11 protein-coding genes and 1 pseudogene are annotated in these 18,081 nt (G+C 61.6%); 6 read left to right on the top strand and 6 right to left on the bottom strand.

Features of this window, described 5'->3' with window-relative positions:
• Window positions 1-133 precede the first annotated feature (133 nt).
• Window positions 134-925: an outer membrane protein assembly factor BamD gene (locus tag O987_RS12700; RefSeq protein ID WP_029158697.1), complete on the top strand. Its 792-nt coding sequence runs from the start codon at window positions 134-136 to the stop codon at window positions 923-925.
• A 52-nt stretch (window positions 926-977) separates the two neighbouring features.
• On the opposite strand, the gene O987_RS12695 is transcribed toward O987_RS12700, so the two are convergent.
• Window positions 978-3,062, bottom strand: coding sequence for an ATP-dependent DNA helicase (locus O987_RS12695; protein ID WP_043372630.1), 2,085 nt, complete (start codon window positions 3,060-3,062; stop codon window positions 978-980).
• Window positions 3,063-3,198: 136 nt separating this feature from the next.
• On the opposite strand from O987_RS12695, the gene O987_RS12690 reads away from it, so the two are divergent.
• Window positions 3,199-3,972, top strand: a complete 774-nt coding sequence (locus O987_RS12690; RefSeq protein WP_003055519.1) for a PP2C family protein-serine/threonine phosphatase — start codon at window positions 3,199-3,201, stop codon at window positions 3,970-3,972.
• Window positions 3,973-4,042: 70 nt separating this feature from the next.
• Here the strand turns inward: O987_RS12690 and O987_RS12685 are convergent, their stop codons facing one another.
• The 5 genes from O987_RS12685 to O987_RS12665 all read right to left on the bottom strand — a co-directional run bounded on the left by O987_RS12685 (window position 4,043) and on the right by O987_RS12665 (window position 11,806).
• Window positions 4,043-4,798 carry a hypothetical protein gene (locus O987_RS12685; protein ID WP_043376419.1) on the bottom strand — a complete coding sequence of 252 codons (756 nt, stop codon included), beginning with the start codon at window positions 4,796-4,798 and terminating at the stop codon, window positions 4,043-4,045.
• Window positions 4,799-4,866: 68 nt separating this feature from the next.
• Window positions 4,867-5,964: a cell division protein ZapE gene (zapE, locus tag O987_RS12680; RefSeq protein WP_003055525.1), complete on the bottom strand. Its 1,098-nt coding sequence runs from the start codon at window positions 5,962-5,964 to the stop codon at window positions 4,867-4,869.
• Between the two features lie 151 nt (window positions 5,965-6,115).
• Complete coding sequence (gene lpdA, locus O987_RS12675) at window positions 6,116-7,543, bottom strand: dihydrolipoyl dehydrogenase (RefSeq protein WP_003055526.1); 1,428 nt, start codon at window positions 7,541-7,543, stop codon at window positions 6,116-6,118.
• 81 nt (window positions 7,544-7,624) lie between these two features.
• Window positions 7,625-8,863: a 2-oxoglutarate dehydrogenase complex dihydrolipoyllysine-residue succinyltransferase gene (odhB, locus tag O987_RS12670; protein ID WP_003055528.1), complete on the bottom strand. Its 1,239-nt coding sequence runs from the start codon at window positions 8,861-8,863 to the stop codon at window positions 7,625-7,627.
• A 63-nt stretch (window positions 8,864-8,926) separates the two neighbouring features.
• Window positions 8,927-11,806 (bottom strand): 2-oxoglutarate dehydrogenase E1 component, encoded by a 2,880-nt coding sequence (locus tag O987_RS12665; protein ID WP_003055529.1) that lies wholly within the window; start codon window positions 11,804-11,806, stop codon window positions 8,927-8,929.
• Between the two features lie 220 nt (window positions 11,807-12,026).
• Between O987_RS12665 and O987_RS12660 the strand changes: the two are divergent.
• The 4 genes and pseudogenes from O987_RS12660 (at window position 12,027) to O987_RS12640 (ending at window position 18,068) form a co-directional block, all read left to right on the top strand.
• Window positions 12,027-13,203: pseudogene (locus tag O987_RS12660) on the top strand (AI-2E family transporter).
• Window positions 13,204-13,437: 234 nt separating this feature from the next.
• Window positions 13,438-16,503 carry a formate dehydrogenase-N subunit alpha gene (fdnG, locus tag O987_RS12650; protein ID WP_144244928.1) on the top strand — a complete coding sequence of 1,022 codons (3,066 nt, stop codon included), beginning with the start codon at window positions 13,438-13,440 and terminating at the stop codon, window positions 16,501-16,503.
• 12 nt (window positions 16,504-16,515) lie between these two features.
• On the top strand, window positions 16,516-17,445 hold the full coding sequence (gene fdxH, locus O987_RS12645) for a formate dehydrogenase subunit beta (RefSeq protein WP_003055535.1): 930 nt from the start codon (window positions 16,516-16,518) through the stop codon (window positions 17,443-17,445).
• A complete protein-coding gene (locus O987_RS12640) occupies window positions 17,442-18,068 on the top strand; it encodes a formate dehydrogenase subunit gamma (protein ID WP_003055537.1) in 627 nt (208 codons plus the stop codon). Before fdxH ends, O987_RS12640 begins: the two co-directional genes overlap by 4 nt.
• The last annotated feature ends 13 nt before the right edge of the window (window positions 18,069-18,081 follow it).

Raw genomic sequence — 18,081 nt, 5'->3', positions numbered from 1 at the left:
CCATTACAATGCGTCGATCCTTTTTCAGGAAGGTCCGGGCCGGGTGGTGTATGGTGTGGGTTTTGCGCCTTGCCGCCAGATGCGACGGGCCAGCCTCCCATCACCGCTAATGATTGTCAGAAAACTGTCCACCATGCCGCGTATTTCCCTGACTCTAGTCCCTGCCGTGTTAATCGCCGCCACGCTGGCGGGATGCTCCAGCACCAAGGACGACCCGACGGCCAAGTGGACACCCGAGCGCATCTATACCGAAGCGCGCGACGAATCTTCCTCGGGTGCCTATGACAAGGCCGTGCCGCTGTTCGAAAAGCTGGAAGGCCGTGCCGCCGGCACGCCTCTGGCCCAGCAGGCACAGCTGGAAAAAGCCTATGCCCAGTACAAGGCCGGCGAAAAAGTGCAGGCACTGGCCACGCTGGACCGCTTCACCAAGCTGCATCCGGCCAGCCCCGCCATGGACTACGCCCTCTACCTCAAGGGTCTGGTCAACTTCAACGACAACCTGGGCATGTTCGGCTGGCTGACGCGCCAGGACCTGTCCGAGCGCGACCAGAAGGCCGCCAAGGACTCCTTCGAGTCCTTCCGCGAGTTGGTGACCCGTTTTCCCGACTCCAAGTACTCGGATGACGCCCGCCAGCGCATGCAGTACATCGTGAACTCGCTGGCCCAGTACGAAGTCCATGTCGCGCGCTACTACTACAGCCGCGGCGCCTATGTCGCAGCCATCGCCCGTGCGCAGACTGCCATCAAGGACTACCAGAACGTGCCTTCGGTGCGCGAAGCCATGGTTATTCTCGTCAAGTCCTATGACGCTCTGGGCATGACACAGCTGCGCGACGATGCCAAGCGCGTACTGGAGCAAAGCTACGGCGCGAATGCCGAGCAAGGCGTGGAAAAGAAGAGCGAATCCTGGTGGAAGCTCTGGTAGACAGAGCCCTCCGGGTCTGGAAACAAAAGGATGCGCCTGTGCGCATCCTTTTTCATTTTCGCGTTTCCGAGTCCGCCGCAGCTCCCGGTTCGCTGTCGCTGATGCGGGCTTGCACCTTCAGCAACTCCAGCGCCTCGTCGAACTCCGGCGCGCCGGTCAGCACGCGCATGGGCGGCAATGCCGACATCAGCTTCGCTCCATAGCCCATGGTGACCAGGCGGCTGTCACAGATGACCAGCACACCGCGATCGGTTTCGCTGCGAATCAGGCGCCCGGCCCCCTGCTTGAGGGCCAGGGCTGCCTCGGGCAGCATGTAATCGTGAAACGCCGCCCGCCCCACACTCTCCAGCAGCCGGGAACGGGCCTCGACCAACGGGTCGTCGGGAGGCGGAAACGGCAGCTTGTCGATCACCACCAGCTGCAGCACATCGCCGGGAAGATCCACTCCCTCCCAGAAGGTGGCGGAAGCCACCAGAATCGCGCCCCGCCCGGCTCCTGCTCCGGCCGCCATGAAGCGCTGGATCAGTGCCAGCTTGGGCGCTTCGCCCTGCACCAGCACATCGAGATCGGCAAACAGCCCCAGATTCGAGCGCAGCGATGCGCTGATGGCCTGCAAGGCCTTGATGGTGGTGGTCAGCACCAGGGTGCGGCCACCCAGGCGCTGAGCTGCATCCAGCACCAGCTGGGCGACCTGCTCACTGTGCTGTGCGCTACCAGCCGCAGCAAAGGGCTGGGGCACATAGATACCGGCCTGCCGGTGGTAGTCGAACGGGCTTTCCACCTGCAGCACCTGTGCGCCGCGCAGGCCGCAGGACTCGACAAACCAGCTCAGCTGGGCGTCATTGCCCAAGGTGGCCGAGGTGAAAATCCAGGCCTTCTTCCTTGACGGATCGGGCTCCTCCCCCTGGCCCGTGCCGCCATCCTCCAGCGAGCGCCGAAGAAGTCGCTGCTGCATGATGCGGGCAATCGACAGCGGCGACTCCAGCATGCGCAGATACTGCGCGCCGACCTCCAGCCAGCGCACGCACTCGTCTCCAGCGGCAGATGCAAAGCGCGCAAGCCTCGCCAGCAGCTCTGCACCGCGCTCGTACAGGCGCTGCAAATCGGCGGCCGCCCCCTCCAGGGCAGCAAGCGGAATCAACAAGGCACGCAGACTCTGGCCCAGGCGCACCAGGGCCGCGCGCCATTTCACCGCATCCAGCCCTTGAGGGGTCACGGCCTGCCATGCCAGCCGCCCGCCGACCGGAGGCTTGCCGGCCTGCAGGCGCAACTCACGCATGGCCTGCTCCAGCGTGGCACAGAGCACCAGCCAGTCGGCCATGCCACGTGCGTGCTCCTGCGTCAGGCGCAGGGCGTCACGGGCATAACCCACCAATTGCTGGCTCGACAGGGCCTCGCCCGCAAACTGCACGCCGATGTCGTTGAGCTGATGAGCCTCGTCGATCACCACCACGCCGGTATTGGGCAAAAGATGGGCCATGCCGCTATCGCGCACATCGAGATCGGCAAACAACAAATGGTGGTTGACCACCACCACGTCGGCTTCCAGCGCCTGCTGGCGAGCCTGATTGACATGGCAGCCCTGCCAGTGAGGGCAGTCCGAACCCAGGCAGTTGTCCTTGGTGGAGGTCACCAGAGGCAGGGCGGCGGAGCGCTCGTCCAGCGCCGTCAGCTCGGCCAGGTCACCGGAGCGCGTGACCCTGGCCCAGCGCTCCACCTCCGCCACGGCCCGCAGCACCTGCGGATCCTGAGGAGCCGTACGCCCCTGACGCACGCGCTCCAGCCGCTCCAAGCACAAATAGGAGGAACGACCCTTGAGTCTGGCCATACGCAGCGGCAAGCCCAGACCATGAACCAGACGTGGCAGGTCACGGGCAAACAGCTGATCCTGCAGCGCCTTGGTGGCCGTGGACACCAGCACCCGCTGACCGCTGAGCAAGGCCGGCACCAGATAGGCATAGGTCTTGCCCACGCCCGTGCCGGCTTCCACCACCAGCACCTGGCCCGCCTCCATGGCGCCAGCGACCGCCAGCGCCATGCGGGTCTGGCCCGGACGCGGCGTAAACGCAGGCTCGGCCAACGCGAGCCCGCCCTGCGGCGCAAACACCTGCGCAACCGCCTCCTGCAATTGAGTCAAAACCGTTTCACCTTCTCACAAGCCAGGTCAGTACGACCTCACATAAGATCTCGAATATTCGCCGAGGCCTGGCCTCGGGCCGATAAAATGTAACGTAACGTTAAATAGCGCTCCGCGAACGCATTCGCACACATTCATGTCATCCAGCTACCGCATTCAGGCGGCCACCGGCATTCACCGCGGCGACCGGGAATATCAGCAGGACCAGGTCCTGCTCATGGCACATCCCTATGCCAAGGGCTGCATTCTCGGCGTGGTAGCCGACGGCATGGGCGGGCGCAGCGGCGGCCGCAAGGCCTCTGACCAGGTCATGCTGACGGCACGCCAGCTTTTCGAACGCTTCGAGCCCGCCAAGGAAGACTGCACCCGCATGCTGCGCACCATTGTGCAGGATGCCCACACCGTGATCCGTCTCACGGCCATTGCAGCCGAGCAGGAGCCCCACAGCACCATCGCTGTCTTTGTGGTGCTGCCCGATAATCGCTGCCACTTCATGCACTCGGGCGATTCACGGCTCTATCATTTTCGCGGCGCTTCCCTCGTGCACCGCTCGCTCGATCATTCCTATGTTCAGGCGCTGGTCGATCGCGGCGAGCTCACCGAGATCGAAGCCCAGCACCACCCCCGGTCCAACATCCTGCTGGGATGCCTCGGAGCCGAGCCGCCACCGCCCATGGCCCACCATATGATTGAAAAACTGCAGCCCGGTGACAGCCTGATGGCCTGCTCGGACGGGGTATGGCATTACTTCACCACCCAGGAGCTGGGCACGGTGCTCGATGGCCTGTCGCCACGCGAAGCCTCGCAATTTCTGATCGAGAAGGCCAGACGGCGCGCAGCAGGCAGTGGCGACAATCTCTCGCTGGCCATACTCAAGCTTGATACCTCGGTCGCTGAAGCCAGCGCCTGAAGAAAGCCCCGGTTAAGACAGCCAATGCCTGGCGGCCATGCAGGCCCGGCGCACCTGATTCAGCCATCCTTCAGGGCGCAGGAGCAGGCAGCGGCGCCGAGGTCTGACCGCGATCCTTGGCCTGCTGCAAAGCCCTGGCCTTGTGCTCGGCCGCAGCCTTGAGCTTGGCGTCGTAATCCGCCCTGGCCTTGGCCTCGCGCTCGGCGCGCCCCTGATCGGCCTGTGCACGGTTTTGCTCGTGACGACGCACATAGTCGACCTGCTTGCTGGCACGCTGCTGGGCCTCGGTCTGGCGCTGGGCCTGCGCCGCCTGCTCGTCAACTGCCGGCTTGGCGCCCGAGCCCTTGGGCTGGCTGCTGCCGTTCTTGTCGCGCTGCTGCGACTTCATGGGCACGGCAGCGTTCTCGGCTTTTTTCTCTTCGATGGCCTGCAGCTTGGCTGCGGCCTTTTCCTTGCGCTCGGTGTCGTTGATTTCCAGTTCGCGCGCGCGCAGCGGTGCATCCTTCTCACGGGCGGCCCTGCGGGCCTCGGCCAGACAGCCTTCCACGGCAAACTTCTGGTAGCAGAGCTTTTCGTCGGCCACGCGCTGCTGCTCGATAACGGCACGCTTGCTGAGAATTTCGTCACGCTCGGCTTCGCGCTGCTGGTGCAGGTGCTGACGCGCCTTCTCGGCAAGCTCCTTCTGAGCCTGCTTGTCGGTCTGCCGTTCCGAATCCGCCTTTACCTGAGCCATGGCCGGCGCGCAAGCCAGCCAGACGGCGGCCAGGGGCGCAAGTACAAAGCCCGCAATGCGGCGGCGGATCAGCTGGGCAAGGAGAGTGGGCATCGTCATCAACTCGGAAACTCGAAGTACAGGCTGGCATCTTAAGGCCGCAGGCAGCTGCCTGCTGGCGATCAGGTCAAGCTGGTGTCGACCACGCGGCGCTCAAGCGCCAGATATTCCTTGGAGCGCATTTCGTTCAGGCGCGAGACGGTGCGCGGGAACTCGTGGGACAGCGGTCCTTCGGTATAGATCTTCTCGGGCGGCACGGCAGCCGACAGAATGAGCTTGACATGGCGATCGTAGAGCACGTCCACCAGCAGCGTGAAGCGCCGCGCGGCCGAAGCCATGTTCACATGCAGCTCGGGCACGTCGGACAGCAAGATGGTGTGAAACTGCGTGGCGATTTCCAGATAGTCATTTTGCGAGCGCGGGCCGCCGCAGAGTTCGCGGAAGTCAAACCACACGACGCCACCGGCACGGCGCTTGGCCGCGATCTTGCGGGTCTCGATCTGCATCACGGGCTCTTCGTCATGGGCTTCGGCCAGACGATCGAAGGTCTCCTGCATCGCAGCATCGGCCTCCGGGCCCAGCGGGCAATGATAGAGCTTGGCGTCTTCGAGAGTGCGACGGCGATAGTCGGTGCCGTTGTCCACGTTCACCACTTCCATGCGCTCCTTGAGCAAGGCAATCGCAGGCAGGATGCGGTCGCGGTGCAGGCCGCCAGGATAGAGGCCGTCGGGCTCGAAGTTGGAGGTCGTCACAAAGCCCACACCATTGGCAAACAGCGACTCGAGCAGCTTGTAGAGAATCATGGCGTCGGTGATGTCGGCCACATGAAATTCGTCAAAGCAGATCAGCTTGTACTTCTTGGAGATCTTGGCGCCGAGTGCATCCAGCGGGTTCTGCGTACCCTGCATCAGGTGCATCTCGCGGTGCACCTCGCGCATGAATTCGTGAAAGTGCAGGCGCACCTTGCGCTTGAGGGGCACGGCGTTGAAGAAGCATTCCATCAGAAAGCTCTTGCCGCGCCCCACCCCACCGTACATATAGACGCCCTTTGGCAGGTCGGGGTGATTGATCAGTTTCTTGAGAGCATTGGAGCGCCTGCCCTTGTACACAGTCCACTCGTCAGCGCAGCGTTGCAACGCATCGACTGCACGCAGCTGCGCGGGATCGCTTTTAAAACCCTTGGCGGCCAGCTCCGCCTCGTAGGCTTGTCTTACATTCACCGTCTTGTCTCCAGATGCTCAAAAAACAATAGCTGCTACCGCTTATGCAATAAGCGTTAGCAGCCATTTTGTGCAGAATTCTAAAAGAAACTCAGCCTGCGCGCGGGCACTTCACAGCCATGTCAAAACCTGCGCGCAAGACTGAAAAATCTTAGAAGTTCAGCGTGCGCTTATCCACGGCCAGGGCCGCCTCCTTGGTGGATTCGGACAGCGAGGGGTGAGCGTGGCAGATACGGGCGATGTCTTCGCTCGATGCCTTGAACTCCATGGCCACCACGGCTTCGGAAATCAGCTCGGACACCATGGGGCCCACCATGTGCACGCCCAGGATCTCGTCGGTCTCGGCATCGGCCAGGAACTTGACCATGCCGGTCGTGTCGCCCAGGGCGCGCGCACGGCCGTTGGCCAGGAAGGGGAAGGAGCCAGCCTTGTACTTGACGCCGTCGGCCTTGAGCTGCTGCTCGGTGCGGCCCACCCATGCGATTTCAGGGCTGGTGTAGATCACCCAGGGGATGGTGGCGAAATTCACATGACCGTGCTGGCCGGCAATGCGCTCGGCCACGGCCACGGCTTCTTCCTCGGCCTTGTGCGCCAGCATGGGGCCGCGAACCACGTCGCCCACCGCCCACACGCCCGGCAGATTGGTCTTGCACAGATCGTCCACCACGATGGCGCCGCGCTCGTCCAGAGCCAGACCCACGGCTTCGGCGTTCAGGCCATTGGTATTGGCGGTGCGGCCGATCGACACGATCAGCTTGTCCACTTCCAGGCTCTGGGCTTCGCCCTTGGCATTGGTGTAGGCCACGGTCACGCCCTTCTTGCCGGACTTGACTTCGCCGATCTTCACGCCCAGCTCGATCTTCAGACCTTGCTTGTCGAACGCCTTCTTGGCTTCCTTGGAGATCTGCTCGTCCACCACGGGCAGGAACTTGTCCATGCCTTCGAGCACGGTCACTTCCGTGCCCAGGCGGCGCCAGACCGAACCCATTTCCAGGCCGATCACGCCAGCACCGATCAGGCCCAGCTTCTTGGGAGTCTTGCCCAGACGCAGAGCGCCGTCGTTGGACAGGATGTTCTCTTCGTCGAAGGCCACGCCAGGCAGGGCGCGCGCGTTGGAGCCGGTGGCCACCACGATCTGCTTGCCGGTGATGACTTCTTCGTCCTTGCCGGCAACCTTGATTTCATAGCCGCCTTCGACAGCCTTCACGAACGAGCCGCGGCCGTGGAAGAAGGTGACCTTGTTCTTCTTGAACAGGTACAGGATGCCGTCGTTGTTCTGCTTCACGATGGCGTCCTTGCGGGCGATCATCTGCGCAACGTCCATCTCGACCTTGCCGGTGGAGATGCCATGGTCGGCGAAGTGCAGCTTGGCATGCTCGAAATGCTCGGAGGACTGCAGCAGCGCCTTGGAGGGAATGCAGCCCACGTTGGTGCAGGTGCCGCCAGGAGCAGCGCCGCCAGCGGCGTTCTTCCATTCGTCGATACAGGCGACGTTGAAACCCAGTTGTGCAGCGCGGATGGCAGCGATGTAGCCGCCGGGGCCTGCGCCGATCACGACGACGTCAAATTGCTTGCTCATGATTTGAATCTTTTCTCTGTTTAACTCGAAAAAAGCCCACCGCTTTTGGTGGTGGGCTTTGTAGAAGCTCGATCTGCTGAATTACAGATCAAACAGGAGGCGAGAAGGATCTTCCAGCGCGTCCTTCATGGCCACCAGGCTCAGCACGGCTTCGCGACCGTCGATGATGCGGTGGTCATAGGACATGGCCAGGTAGTTCATGGGACGGATCACGATCTGACCGTTCTCGACCACGGCGCGATCCTTGGTGGCGTGCACGCCCAGAATGGCGGACTGAGGGGGGTTGATGATGGGGGTGGACATCATCGAGCCGAAAGTTCCGCCATTGGAGATGGAGAAGGTACCGCCGGTCATTTCTTCAATGCCCAGCTTGCCTTCCTTGGCCTTCTGGCCGAACTCGACAATCTTCTTCTCGATGTCGGCGAAGCTCATCTGGTCTGCATTGCGCAGGATGGGCACCACCAGGCCACGAGGCGAGCTCACGGCGATACCGATGTCGAAGTAGCCGTGGTAGACGATGTCGTTGCCGTCGATGGAGGCGTTGACTGCGGGGAACTTCTTCAGGGCATGCACTGCAGCCTTGACGAAGAAGGACATGAAGCCCAGCTTCACGCCATGTTCCTTGGTGAACTGGTCCTGGAACTTCTTGCGCAGTTCCATCACGGGAGCCATGTTCACTTCGTTGAACGTGGTCAGGATGGCGTTGGTAGCCTGGGATTGCAGCAGACGCTCGGCAATACGGGCACGCAGACGTGTCATGGGCACGCGCTGCTCGGGACGGTCGCCCAGGCTTTCCTTGGTCACGGGAGCTGCCACCTGAGGCAGAGCTGCCTTGGGAGCGCCGGTGGGGATGGCTGCGCCGGCCTTGATGGCACCCAGGGCGTCGCCCTTGGTCACGCGGCCGTCCTTGCCTGTGCCAGCCACGTTGGCAGCGGACAGGTTGTTGTCGGCAAGGATCTTGGCAGCAGCAGGCATGGCCACGCCGCTCTTGTCGGCGCCGGCGGGAGCCGCAGCCACGGGGGCAGCAGCAGGAGTCGCAGCAGCAGGGGCGGCTGCAGGAGCCGCAGCACCGGCGACGGCTTCGGAGTCGATCTTGGCGATCACTTGCTCGGCAGCCACGGTTGCGCCATCGCCTTGCAGGATTTCGGTGATCACGCCAGCGGAAGGAGCGGGCACTTCCAGCACGACCTTGTCGGTTTCGATTTCGATGAGGATTTCATCGATGGCCACTGCCTCGCCGACCTTTTTCTTCCAGGTCAGCATGGTGGCTTCCGTGATGGATTCGGACAGCTGGGGGACTTTAACTTCAACGATTGCCATTTTTAATTCTTTCCAAAGATGTTTCTTGTGCCCCCTGTCCTCGGACAGGGGGTGTCGCCTGTATTACTTGGTCAGGACAAAGCCCTTGAGCTTGGCGAATGCGCCTTCCACCAGTGCCTTTTGTTGCTCTTGGTGCAGATGTGCGTAGCCAACGGCGGGCGAAGCGGACGCAGCGCGACCGGAGTAGCCCAGCTTCTGGCCTTCACGCATGTTCTCGTGGATGTTGTGCTGGATGAAGAACCAGGCACCCTGGTTCTGAGGCTCATCCTGGCACCACACGATGTCAGTAGCGTTGGCGTACTTCTTCACTTCGGCGGCGAACGCCTTGTGGGGGAAGGGATACAGCTGCTCGACGCGGATGATGGCGACGTCCTTGGATTCCTTCTCGGCACGCTTCTTGACCAGATCGTAGTACACCTTGCCCGAGCAGGCGATGATGCGCTTGACCTTGGCAGCGTTCTTGACGATGGTTTCGTCCTGCTCGGGGATCACGGTCTGGAAACCACCAGAGGTGAACTCGGACAGGGGCGACGTGGCGTCCTTGTTACGCAGCAGCGACTTGGGAGTCATGATGACCAGCGGCTTGCGCAGGCCACGAACCATCTGGCGACGCAGCACGTGGAAGATCTGGCTGGCCGTTGTGGGCTGCACGATCTGCATGTTGGTGTCGGCAGCCAGCTGCATGAAGCGCTCCAGACGCGCCGAGCTGTGCTCGGGGCCCTGGCCTTCATAGCCGTGAGGCAGCATCAGTGTCAGGCCGTTGACACGGCCCCACTTCACTTCACCGGATGCGATGAACTGGTCGATCACCACCTGGGCGCCGTTGGCGAAGTCGCCGAACTGGGCTTCCCAGACCACCAGGGTGTTGGGGTCGTTCGATGCATAGCCGTATTCAAAGCCCAGCACTGCCTCTTCGGACAGGATGGAGTCGATCACGACGAACGGAGCCTGATTCTCGGCAGCGTTCTGCAAAGGAATATAAGTGCCCTCGTCCCACTTTTCACGCTTTTGGTCATGAACCACGGCGTGACGGTGCGTAAAGGTGCCGCGACCCGAGTCTTCACCCGACAGACGCACGGGATAGCCCGAAGCGACCAGGGAGCCGAAGGCCATGGTTTCGCCCATGCCCCAGTCCACGTTCACATCGCCGCGGCCCATTGCTGCGCGATCGTCGTACACCTTCTTGACCAGAGCATGAGGGTTCACGCTGGCAGGCAGGGTCGTGATCTTCTCGGCCAGGCGCTTCCACTCGGTCAAGGGAATAGCGGTGTCGCCGGCGTCGGTCCAGGTCTTGCCCACGAAGGGGCTCCAGTCCACGGCGTACTTGCTCTTGAAGTTGGTCAGCACCACGTCCTGGGTGTGACGACCTTCGTCCATGGCGGCGCGATAGGCCTTGACCATGTCGTCGCCCAGCGTATCGCCCAGGCCCTGGGTCGCCAGCTTGTCTGCGTACAGCTTGCGCGTGCCGGGGTGGGCAGCGATCTTCTTGTACATCAGAGGCTGCGTCAGTGCAGGTGTGTCCTGCTCGTTGTGACCCAGCTTGCGGAAGCAGATGATGTCGACCACCACGTCCTTGGAGAATTCCATGCGGAATTCCAGGGCCAGTTGCATGGCCAGGCACACGGCTTCGGGATCATCGCCATTCACGTGCAGCACGGGCGACTCGATCATCTTGACGATGTCGGTGCAATACAGCGTGGAGCGCAGATCGCGGGGATCAGAGGTGGTGAAACCGATCTGGTTGTTGATGATGATGTGAACCGTACCGCCAGTGGTGTAGCCACGGGTTTCGGACAGCGCCAGGGTTTCCTGGTTCACGCCCTGGCCGGCGAAGGCCGCGTCACCGTGCACCAGCACGGGCAGCACTTGCTTGCCCATGGGGTCGTCGCGACGGTCCATGCGCGAGCGCACCGAACCTTCCACCACGGGGTTGACGATTTCCAGGTGCGAAGGGTTGAAGGCCAGCGACAGGTGAACGGGACCGCCCTTGGCAGACACGTCGGAGCTGAAGCCCTGGTGATACTTCACGTCACCGGCAGGCAGATCTTCGGGAGCTGTGTGGTCGAACTCGGCAAACAGATCCTTGGGCGCCTTGCCCAGGGTGTTGACCAGCACGTTCAGACGGCCACGGTGAGCCATGCCGATCACGACTTCCTGCACGCCCTTGGCGCTGGCGGAATTGATCAGCTCGTCCATGGCAGCGATGAAGGACTCGCCACCTTCCAGCGAGAAGCGCTTCTGGCCCACATACTTGGTGTGCAGATAGCGCTCCAGGCCTTCGGCAGCGGTCAGGCGGTCCAGGATGCGCTTTTTCTCGTCCGCATTGAAGACGGGCTTGGAGCGGATAGATTCCAGGCGCTGCTGCCACCAGCGCTTTTGATTCTGATTGGTGGCATACATGTACTCGGCGCCCAGGGTGCCGCAGTAGGTTTCGCGCAGAGCATTCATCAGCTCGCGCAGAGTCATGCTTTCCTTGCCGAAGAAGGTGTTGCTGGTGTTGAACACCACTTCCTGGTCGGCGTCGGTGAAGCCGTAGAAGGAAGGCTCCAGCTCGGGAATTTCGGGGCGCTCGGTGCGCTTCAGTGGATCCAGATCGGCCCAGCGCTGACCCACGTTGCGGTAGGCTGCGATCAGTTGCTGCACGGCCGTGCGCTTGCGACCCAGTTCGGAGTCGGCGCCGGAAGCCACCACCACCTTGGTGCCACCCTGCTTTGCGCGCTCGGCAAAAGCGTTGATCACGGGCAGGTGGGGAACGTCCTTGTTGTCGGTGCCGTCCACTGCAGGCACATGCTGCAGGGCATCGAAGTACTCACGCCAGGAATCGGGAACGCTGCCGGGGTTGGCCAGGTAGTTCTCGTACATCTCTTCGACATAGGGCGCATTGCCGCCGAACAGATAGGTGTTGCCTTGATAGGCTTGATAGATCGTTGACTGATCGCTCATATCTCGCTGACCTCCGCTTTCCTTCGGAAAGCATTAGCTGGTTTGTGGAACCTCCCGCGACACGGCTGTACCGATTGGCGGATGCGACTGTGGCTGGGGAAGGGCCTTGAGTTGCGGCAGCCATTGTGCCACTGTTCAAAGTCTTGGTCTTATAAAAGACAAGATGTTTACACCCCTGGGAGTCGCTTACATTGCGGGAACTCCATAAACAAGGATTCGCATGCCGCTTTTGCCGCTTCACAAACGTGCATTCATTCTTCTTTTGATAGCAGTAACCGCCGGATTCGGCTTGGTTCTCGAGGAATATGCCGTTGCCATCTTCTGGGGCGTGGTGTTTGCCATCGTCTTCGCCCCCCCTGCACCGCAAGCTGCTGATGCGCATGCCCAACAGACCCACGCTGGCCGCGCTGGCAACCTTGCTGATTAGTCTGGTAATGGTGATTTTGCCGCTGTCTCTGATAGGGCTGTCCCTCATCAAGGAGACCTCGGCCATCTATGACCAGGTCAGCAGCGGCAACCTCTCCGCCGGCAGCTATGTGGAGCAGATCTTCAATGCCCTGCCCTCCTGGCTGACGCCTTGGATGGAAAAGCTGCACCTGGGCACGCTAGAAGAAATCCAGGCCAAGCTCTCCAATATCGCTCTGCAGGCCAGCAAGCTCGCGGCCACCAAGGCCGTGGGACTGGGGCAGAACACCCTGGGCTTTGTCGTGGGCTTCGGCGTCATGCTCTACCTCATCTTCTTTCTGCTGCGCGACGGCAAGGAGCTGGTGGCACGCATCTGGGCAGCCACGCCCCTGGCGCCCGAGCACAAACGCGAGCTGGCGACCAAGTTCATCACCGTCATCCGGGCCACGGTCAAGGGCAATCTGGCCGTCGCTGCGGCTCAGGGTGCGCTGGGGGGCCTGATTTTCTGGATTCTGGGCATCCAGGGAGCGGTGCTCTGGGCCGTGGTGATGGCTTTTCTGTCCTTGCTGCCGGCAGTAGGGGCGGGCCTGGTCTGGGGACCGGTTGCGATCTACTTCCTGGCCACAGGCGCCATCACCAAGGGCCTGATCCTGGCAGCCTATGGCGTGCTGGTCATCGGCCTGGTGGACAACGTGCTGCGTCCCCTGCTGGTCGGCAAGGACACCAAGATGCCTGACTATGTGGTGCTGATCTCCACCCTGGGAGGCATGGCCTTGTTCGGTCTATCGGGCTTTGTACTCGGCCCGGCCATCGCTGCTCTGTTCATGGCTGCCTGGGAGCTGTTTGCCACCATGCAGCTGCAGGTGGAGGAGCAACTGAACCGCGAAATCGCGCCAAAACGCGCAATGAATGACGACCCGCAGCGCGCCGAAAGCGGTCCTCCAACCCTCGTAGCGCAGCCGCCCGAAACACAAAAAGGCGACACAGACTAGGATTTTTTTGTGCAATTCGGCCTGTCGACCGATGGCTTTCCCGCCGGGAAATGGATAGGTTAAGGAAGAGCAGGCCGAAGGCTATCACCCTCATTAATAAATACAAAAACGAAAAACAAAGCGCAAAGTCGCTTGACGTTACTCAAGAATTAAGGGTTTGTAACTGCTATCAAAAATGAGGGGGGTCGTAAAATTTGCTTTCACATAAGCGTTCATACGAAAAGGTACCCCACAATGGTCCAATTCTCCAGACGCCAGTTCATGAAAGTGACTGGTTCGACTCTGGCGGGTTCCAGCTTGGCGCTGATGGGTTTCTCACCCACAGCCGCTCTTGCTGAGGTGCGACAGTACAAACTGTCCGCCACCACCGTAACCCGCCAAACCTGCACCTACTGCTCCGTAGGCTGCGGCATCTTGATGTACTCCCTGGGCGACGGTGGCAAGAACACCCGTCTGTCCGTGATGCACGTGGAAGGCGACCCGGATCATCCGGTCAATCGCGGCACACTGTGTCCCAAGGGTGCATCGCTGCTGGACTTTGTCCACAGTCCAAGCCGCCTCAAGTATCCCGAATATCGCGCCCCCGGCTCATCCGAGTGGAAGCGCATGTCCTGGGACGAGGCGATGAACCGCATCGTCAAGCTGCTCAAGGAAGACCGCGACGCCAACTTCGTTGAAACCAACGAAAAAGGACAGAAGGTCAACCGCTGGCTCACCACCGGCATGCTGGCCGCCTCGGCCTCCAGCAACGAAGCCGGCTACATCACGCACAAAGTGGCCCGTTCCTGGGGCCTTCTTGCACTCGACAACCAAGCACGTGTCTGACACGGCCCGACGGTGGCAGGTCTTGCCCCGACGTTTGGCCGTGGAGCGATGACGAACCATTGGGTCGACATCAAGAACGCGGACGTTATTTTGATCATGGGCGGTAATGCCGCCGAAGCACACCCCTGCGGCTTCAAGTGGGTGACCGAAGCGAAGGAGCACAACAAGGCTCACTTCATGGTGGTCGATCCGCGCTTCAACCGCTCGGCATCCGTGGCTGACTTCTATGCACCGATCCGTTCCGGCTCGGACATCGTCTTCCTCGGCGGTGTGATCAACTACCTGCTGACCAACGACAGAATTCACCACGAGTATGTGAAGAACTACACGGACTTCTCATTCATCGTGCGCGAGGACTTTGCGTTCGACGAAGGTATTTTCTCGGGCTACAACCCGGAAAAGCGCACCTACGACAAGGCGTCCTGGGACTACGAGCTGGGTGAAGACGGCTTTGTGAAGGTCGACCCCACGCTGGAACACCCTCGCTGCGTCTATCAGTGGCTCAAGAAGCACTACGCCGGCTACACGCCCGAGAAGGTGGAATCCATCTGCGGCACGCCCAAGGAGAAATTCCTGCACGTGTGCGAGAAGCTTGCTTCGACTGCCGAAGCAGGTCGTGTCGCCACCATCATGTACGCACTGGGCTGGACCCAGCACACCACGGGCGCGCAGATTCTGCGCACCGGCGCCATGATCCAGCTGCTGCTGGGCAATATCGGCATCGCTGGCGGCGGCATGAACGCGCTGCGTGGCCACTCCAACATCCAGGGTCTGACCGACCTGGGCATTCTGTCCGCTTCGCTTCCCGGGTACCTGACGCTGCCGAACGAAGCCGAGCAGGACTACAACCAGTACATCGCCACGCGCACGCCCAAACTGCTGCGCCCCGGCCAGATGAACTACTGGTCGAACACGCCCAAGTTCCACGTCAGCCTGATGAAGGCATGGTGGGGCCCCGCCGCAACTGCAGAAAACAACTGGGCTTTTGACTACCTGCCCAAGCTGGACAAGCAGTACGACATGCTGCAGATCTTTGAGATGATGACTCAGGGCAAGGTCAACGGCTACATCGCTCAGGGCTTCAACCCCCTGGCGGCCCTGGCCAACAGCAACAGCGTGCGCGAAGGTCTCAAGAAGCTGAAGTTCCTGGTCATCATGGATCCGCTGGTGACCGAGACTTCGGAGTTCTGGAAGAACCACGGTGAGTTCAACGACGTGGACTCCGCCTCTATCCAGACCGAGGTGTTCCGCCTGCCCACCACCTGCTTCGCCGAAGAAGACGGTGCCGTGGTCAGTTCCTCGCGCGTGTTGCAGTGGCACTGGAAGGCTGCCGAACCTCCGGGAGAGGCCAAGACCGACATTGCCATCATGTCCGGCCTGCACCTGCGCCTGAAGGCCCTGTACGAGAAGGAAGGCGGCAAGTTCTTCGAGCCCATCACCAATCTTTACTGGCCTTACGCCGAAGCCCACCACCCCTCCTCCGAGGAAGTGGCCAAGGAGTACAACGGTCGTGCGCTGGTGGATCTGTTCGACCCCAAGGACCCCACCAAGCTCATCCGCAAGGCGGGCGAACAACTGGCGGGCTTTGGCGAAATGCGCGATGACGGCACTACCCTGGGCGGCTGCTGGATCTGGGCTGGCAGCTGGACTTCGTCCGGCAACCAGATGGCGCGCCGCGACAACAGCGACCCCACCGGTATCGGCAATACGCTGAACTGGGCCTGGGCCTGGCCTGCCAACCGCCGTGTGCTCTACAACCGCGCATCCTGCGACCGCCAGGGCAAGCCGTTCAACCCCGAACGCGTGCTGATCAAGTGGAACGGCAAGCAATGGGGCGGCGCGGACGTGCCGGACGTGGCCGTGGGCCTGGATCCCGAGGTGATCAACCCCTTCATCATGAACCCCGAAGGGGTGGCCCGCCTGTTTGCCCGCAAGGGCATGGCAGAAGGTCCGTTCCCCACGCATTACGAGGCGTTTGACAACCCGCTGGGCTACAACCCCATGTACCCCAACAACAAGCTGGCCGTCATCAGCCCCGTGATACGCATCCTGGAAACCGCCAAGGGCACCCAGGGCGATCCCAAGGACTACCCACATGTGGGCACGACCTACCGCCTGACCGAGCACTTCCACTACTGGACCAAGCATGTTCAGCTGAACAACATCGTCCAGCCCGAACAGTTCGTGGAAATCGGCGAGGCCCTGGGCAAGGAGCTGGGCATCGAAACCGGCCACCAGGTCAAGGTTTCGTCCAAGCGCGGCTTCGTCAAGGCCGTGGCCGTGGTGACCAAGCGCATCAAGCCCATGAAGATCGATGGCAAGACCATCCATCACGTAGGCGTGCCGATTCACTGGGGCTTCTCCACGACGGGACGCAAGGGCTATCTGGCTAACAACCTGACAGCCTCCGTGGGTGACGGTAACAGCTTGACCCCTGAATCCAAGACCTTCCTCGTGAAGGTGGAAAAGATCTAAGGAGCCACGCTGATGTCCTCAACCATGTCTCTCGATATCAAACGCCGCTCGGCGACGACGACACCCGCACCCAGCGCACGCGGTGCGCATGCAGGTGAAGTTGCCAAGCTGATCGACGTCTCCAAATGCATTGGCTGCAAGGCTTGCCAGACAGCCTGCATGGAGTGGAACGACCTTCGCGACGAAATCGGCACAGTGGCCGCTGGCGTCTACGACAACCCGACGGATCTGACGTCGGAGTCGTGGACCGTGATGCGCTTTGCCGAGTACGAAAACGAAGCCACAGGCAACCTGGAGTGGCTGATCCGCAAGGACGGCTGCATGCACTGCGAAGACCCGGGCTGCCTCAAGGCCTGCCCCTCGCCTGGCGCCATCGTCCAATATGCCAACGGCATCGTGGACTTCCAGCAGGACCAGTGCGTGGGCTGCGGCTACTGCGTCACGGGCTGTCCGTTCAACATTCCGCGCATCTCCAAGAAGGACCACAAGGCGTACAAGTGCACCTTGTGTTCGGACCGCGTGGCGGTTGGCCAGGAACCCGCCTGCGTCAAGACCTGCCCTACCGGAGCCATCCAGTTCGGCACCAAGGAAGCCATGCAGGAGCAGGCTTCCCGCCGTGTCGTGGACCTCAAGGAGCGCGGCTACGAAAAGGCCGGTCTCTACGACCCGCAGGGCGTGGGTGGCACGCACGTGATGTACGTGCTGCACCATGCGGACAAGCCTTCGCTGTACAAGGGCCTGCCGGACGATCCCAAGATCAGCCCGATGGTGTCCCTGTGGAAGGGTGTAGCCAAGCCTCTGGCAATGGCCGCCCTCGGTGCAGCGGCTGTCGGCAGCCTGTTCCACTACATCACCAAGGGTCCAAACGACGTGTCCAAGGACCTGGAAGATGAAATGGAGCGCAAGGACGCCGAAGCGCAGAACAAGGAGAACGGCCAATGAAACGCGACCCTCGCGACCTCGTGCGCTACAACGCATCGGAGCGCGCCAACCACTGGGTGGTAGGCATTTGCTTCATCTTGCTGGCCCTGTCCGGTCTGGCGTTCTTCCACCCCGCCTTCTTCCCGCTGACTCAGCTGTTCGGAGGCGGTCCCTGGACGCGCATTCTGCACCCCTATATCGGGGTGGTGATGGCCTTGTTCTTCATCGTCATGGCCTGCCGTTTTGCCAAGCTCAACATCGTGGAACCCCGCGATATCGAGTGGCTCAAGAACGTCAACAAGATGATCGATGGCGACGACCACGACATGCCCGAGCAGGGCAAGTACAACGGTGGCCAGAAGCTGCTGTTCTGGGGCCTGGTGATCGGCATGCTGCTGATCACGGTCACCGGTGTGCTGATGTGGCGCGCCTGGTGGACGCTGCCCGTGGGCGTGGTGCGTGCCGCTTCGGTGGTGCATGCCATCGCTGCGGTGTGGATGATCGGCCTGATCATCATGCACGTCTACGCGGCTATTTGGACTCGCGGCACCATTCGCGCCATGTTGTATGGCACAGTGACCCGTGCCTGGGCCAAGCAGCACCACCGCGGCTGGTATCGCAAGATGACTGGCGACAACGACTGATCGCATCGGTCCT

Origin of the sequence: Comamonas testosteroni TK102 (genome assembly GCF_000739375.1) — a bacterium.
In the GTDB taxonomy this organism is placed as follows: Bacteria; Pseudomonadota; Gammaproteobacteria; order Burkholderiales; family Burkholderiaceae_C; genus Comamonas; species Comamonas brasiliensis.
Note: the sequence above shows the minus strand (reverse complement) of the source record. Positions and strands in the feature narration are given on the sequence as shown.

Bases quoted from the DNA above. Each gene is read 5' to 3' on its own strand.
- O987_RS12690 (WP_003055519.1), top strand. From the start codon at position 3,199: ATGTCATCCAGCTACCGCATTCAGGCGGCCACCGGCATTCACCGCGGC.
- O987_RS12685 (WP_043376419.1), bottom strand. From the start codon at position 4,798: ATGCCCACTCTCCTTGCCCAGCTGATCCGCCGCCGCATTGCGGGCTTT.
- O987_RS12700 (WP_029158697.1), top strand. From the start codon at position 134: ATGCCGCGTATTTCCCTGACTCTAGTCCCTGCCGTGTTAATCGCCGCC.
- odhB (WP_003055528.1), bottom strand. From the start codon at position 8,863: ATGGCAATCGTTGAAGTTAAAGTCCCCCAGCTGTCCGAATCCATCACG.
- O987_RS12640 (WP_003055537.1), top strand. From the start codon at position 17,442: ATGAAACGCGACCCTCGCGACCTCGTGCGCTACAACGCATCGGAGCGC.
- O987_RS12665 (WP_003055529.1), bottom strand. From the start codon at position 11,806: ATGAGCGATCAGTCAACGATCTATCAAGCCTATCAAGGCAACACCTAT.
- fdxH (WP_003055535.1), top strand. From the start codon at position 16,516: ATGTCCTCAACCATGTCTCTCGATATCAAACGCCGCTCGGCGACGACG.
- lpdA (WP_003055526.1), bottom strand. From the start codon at position 7,543: ATGAGCAAGCAATTTGACGTCGTCGTGATCGGCGCAGGCCCCGGCGGC.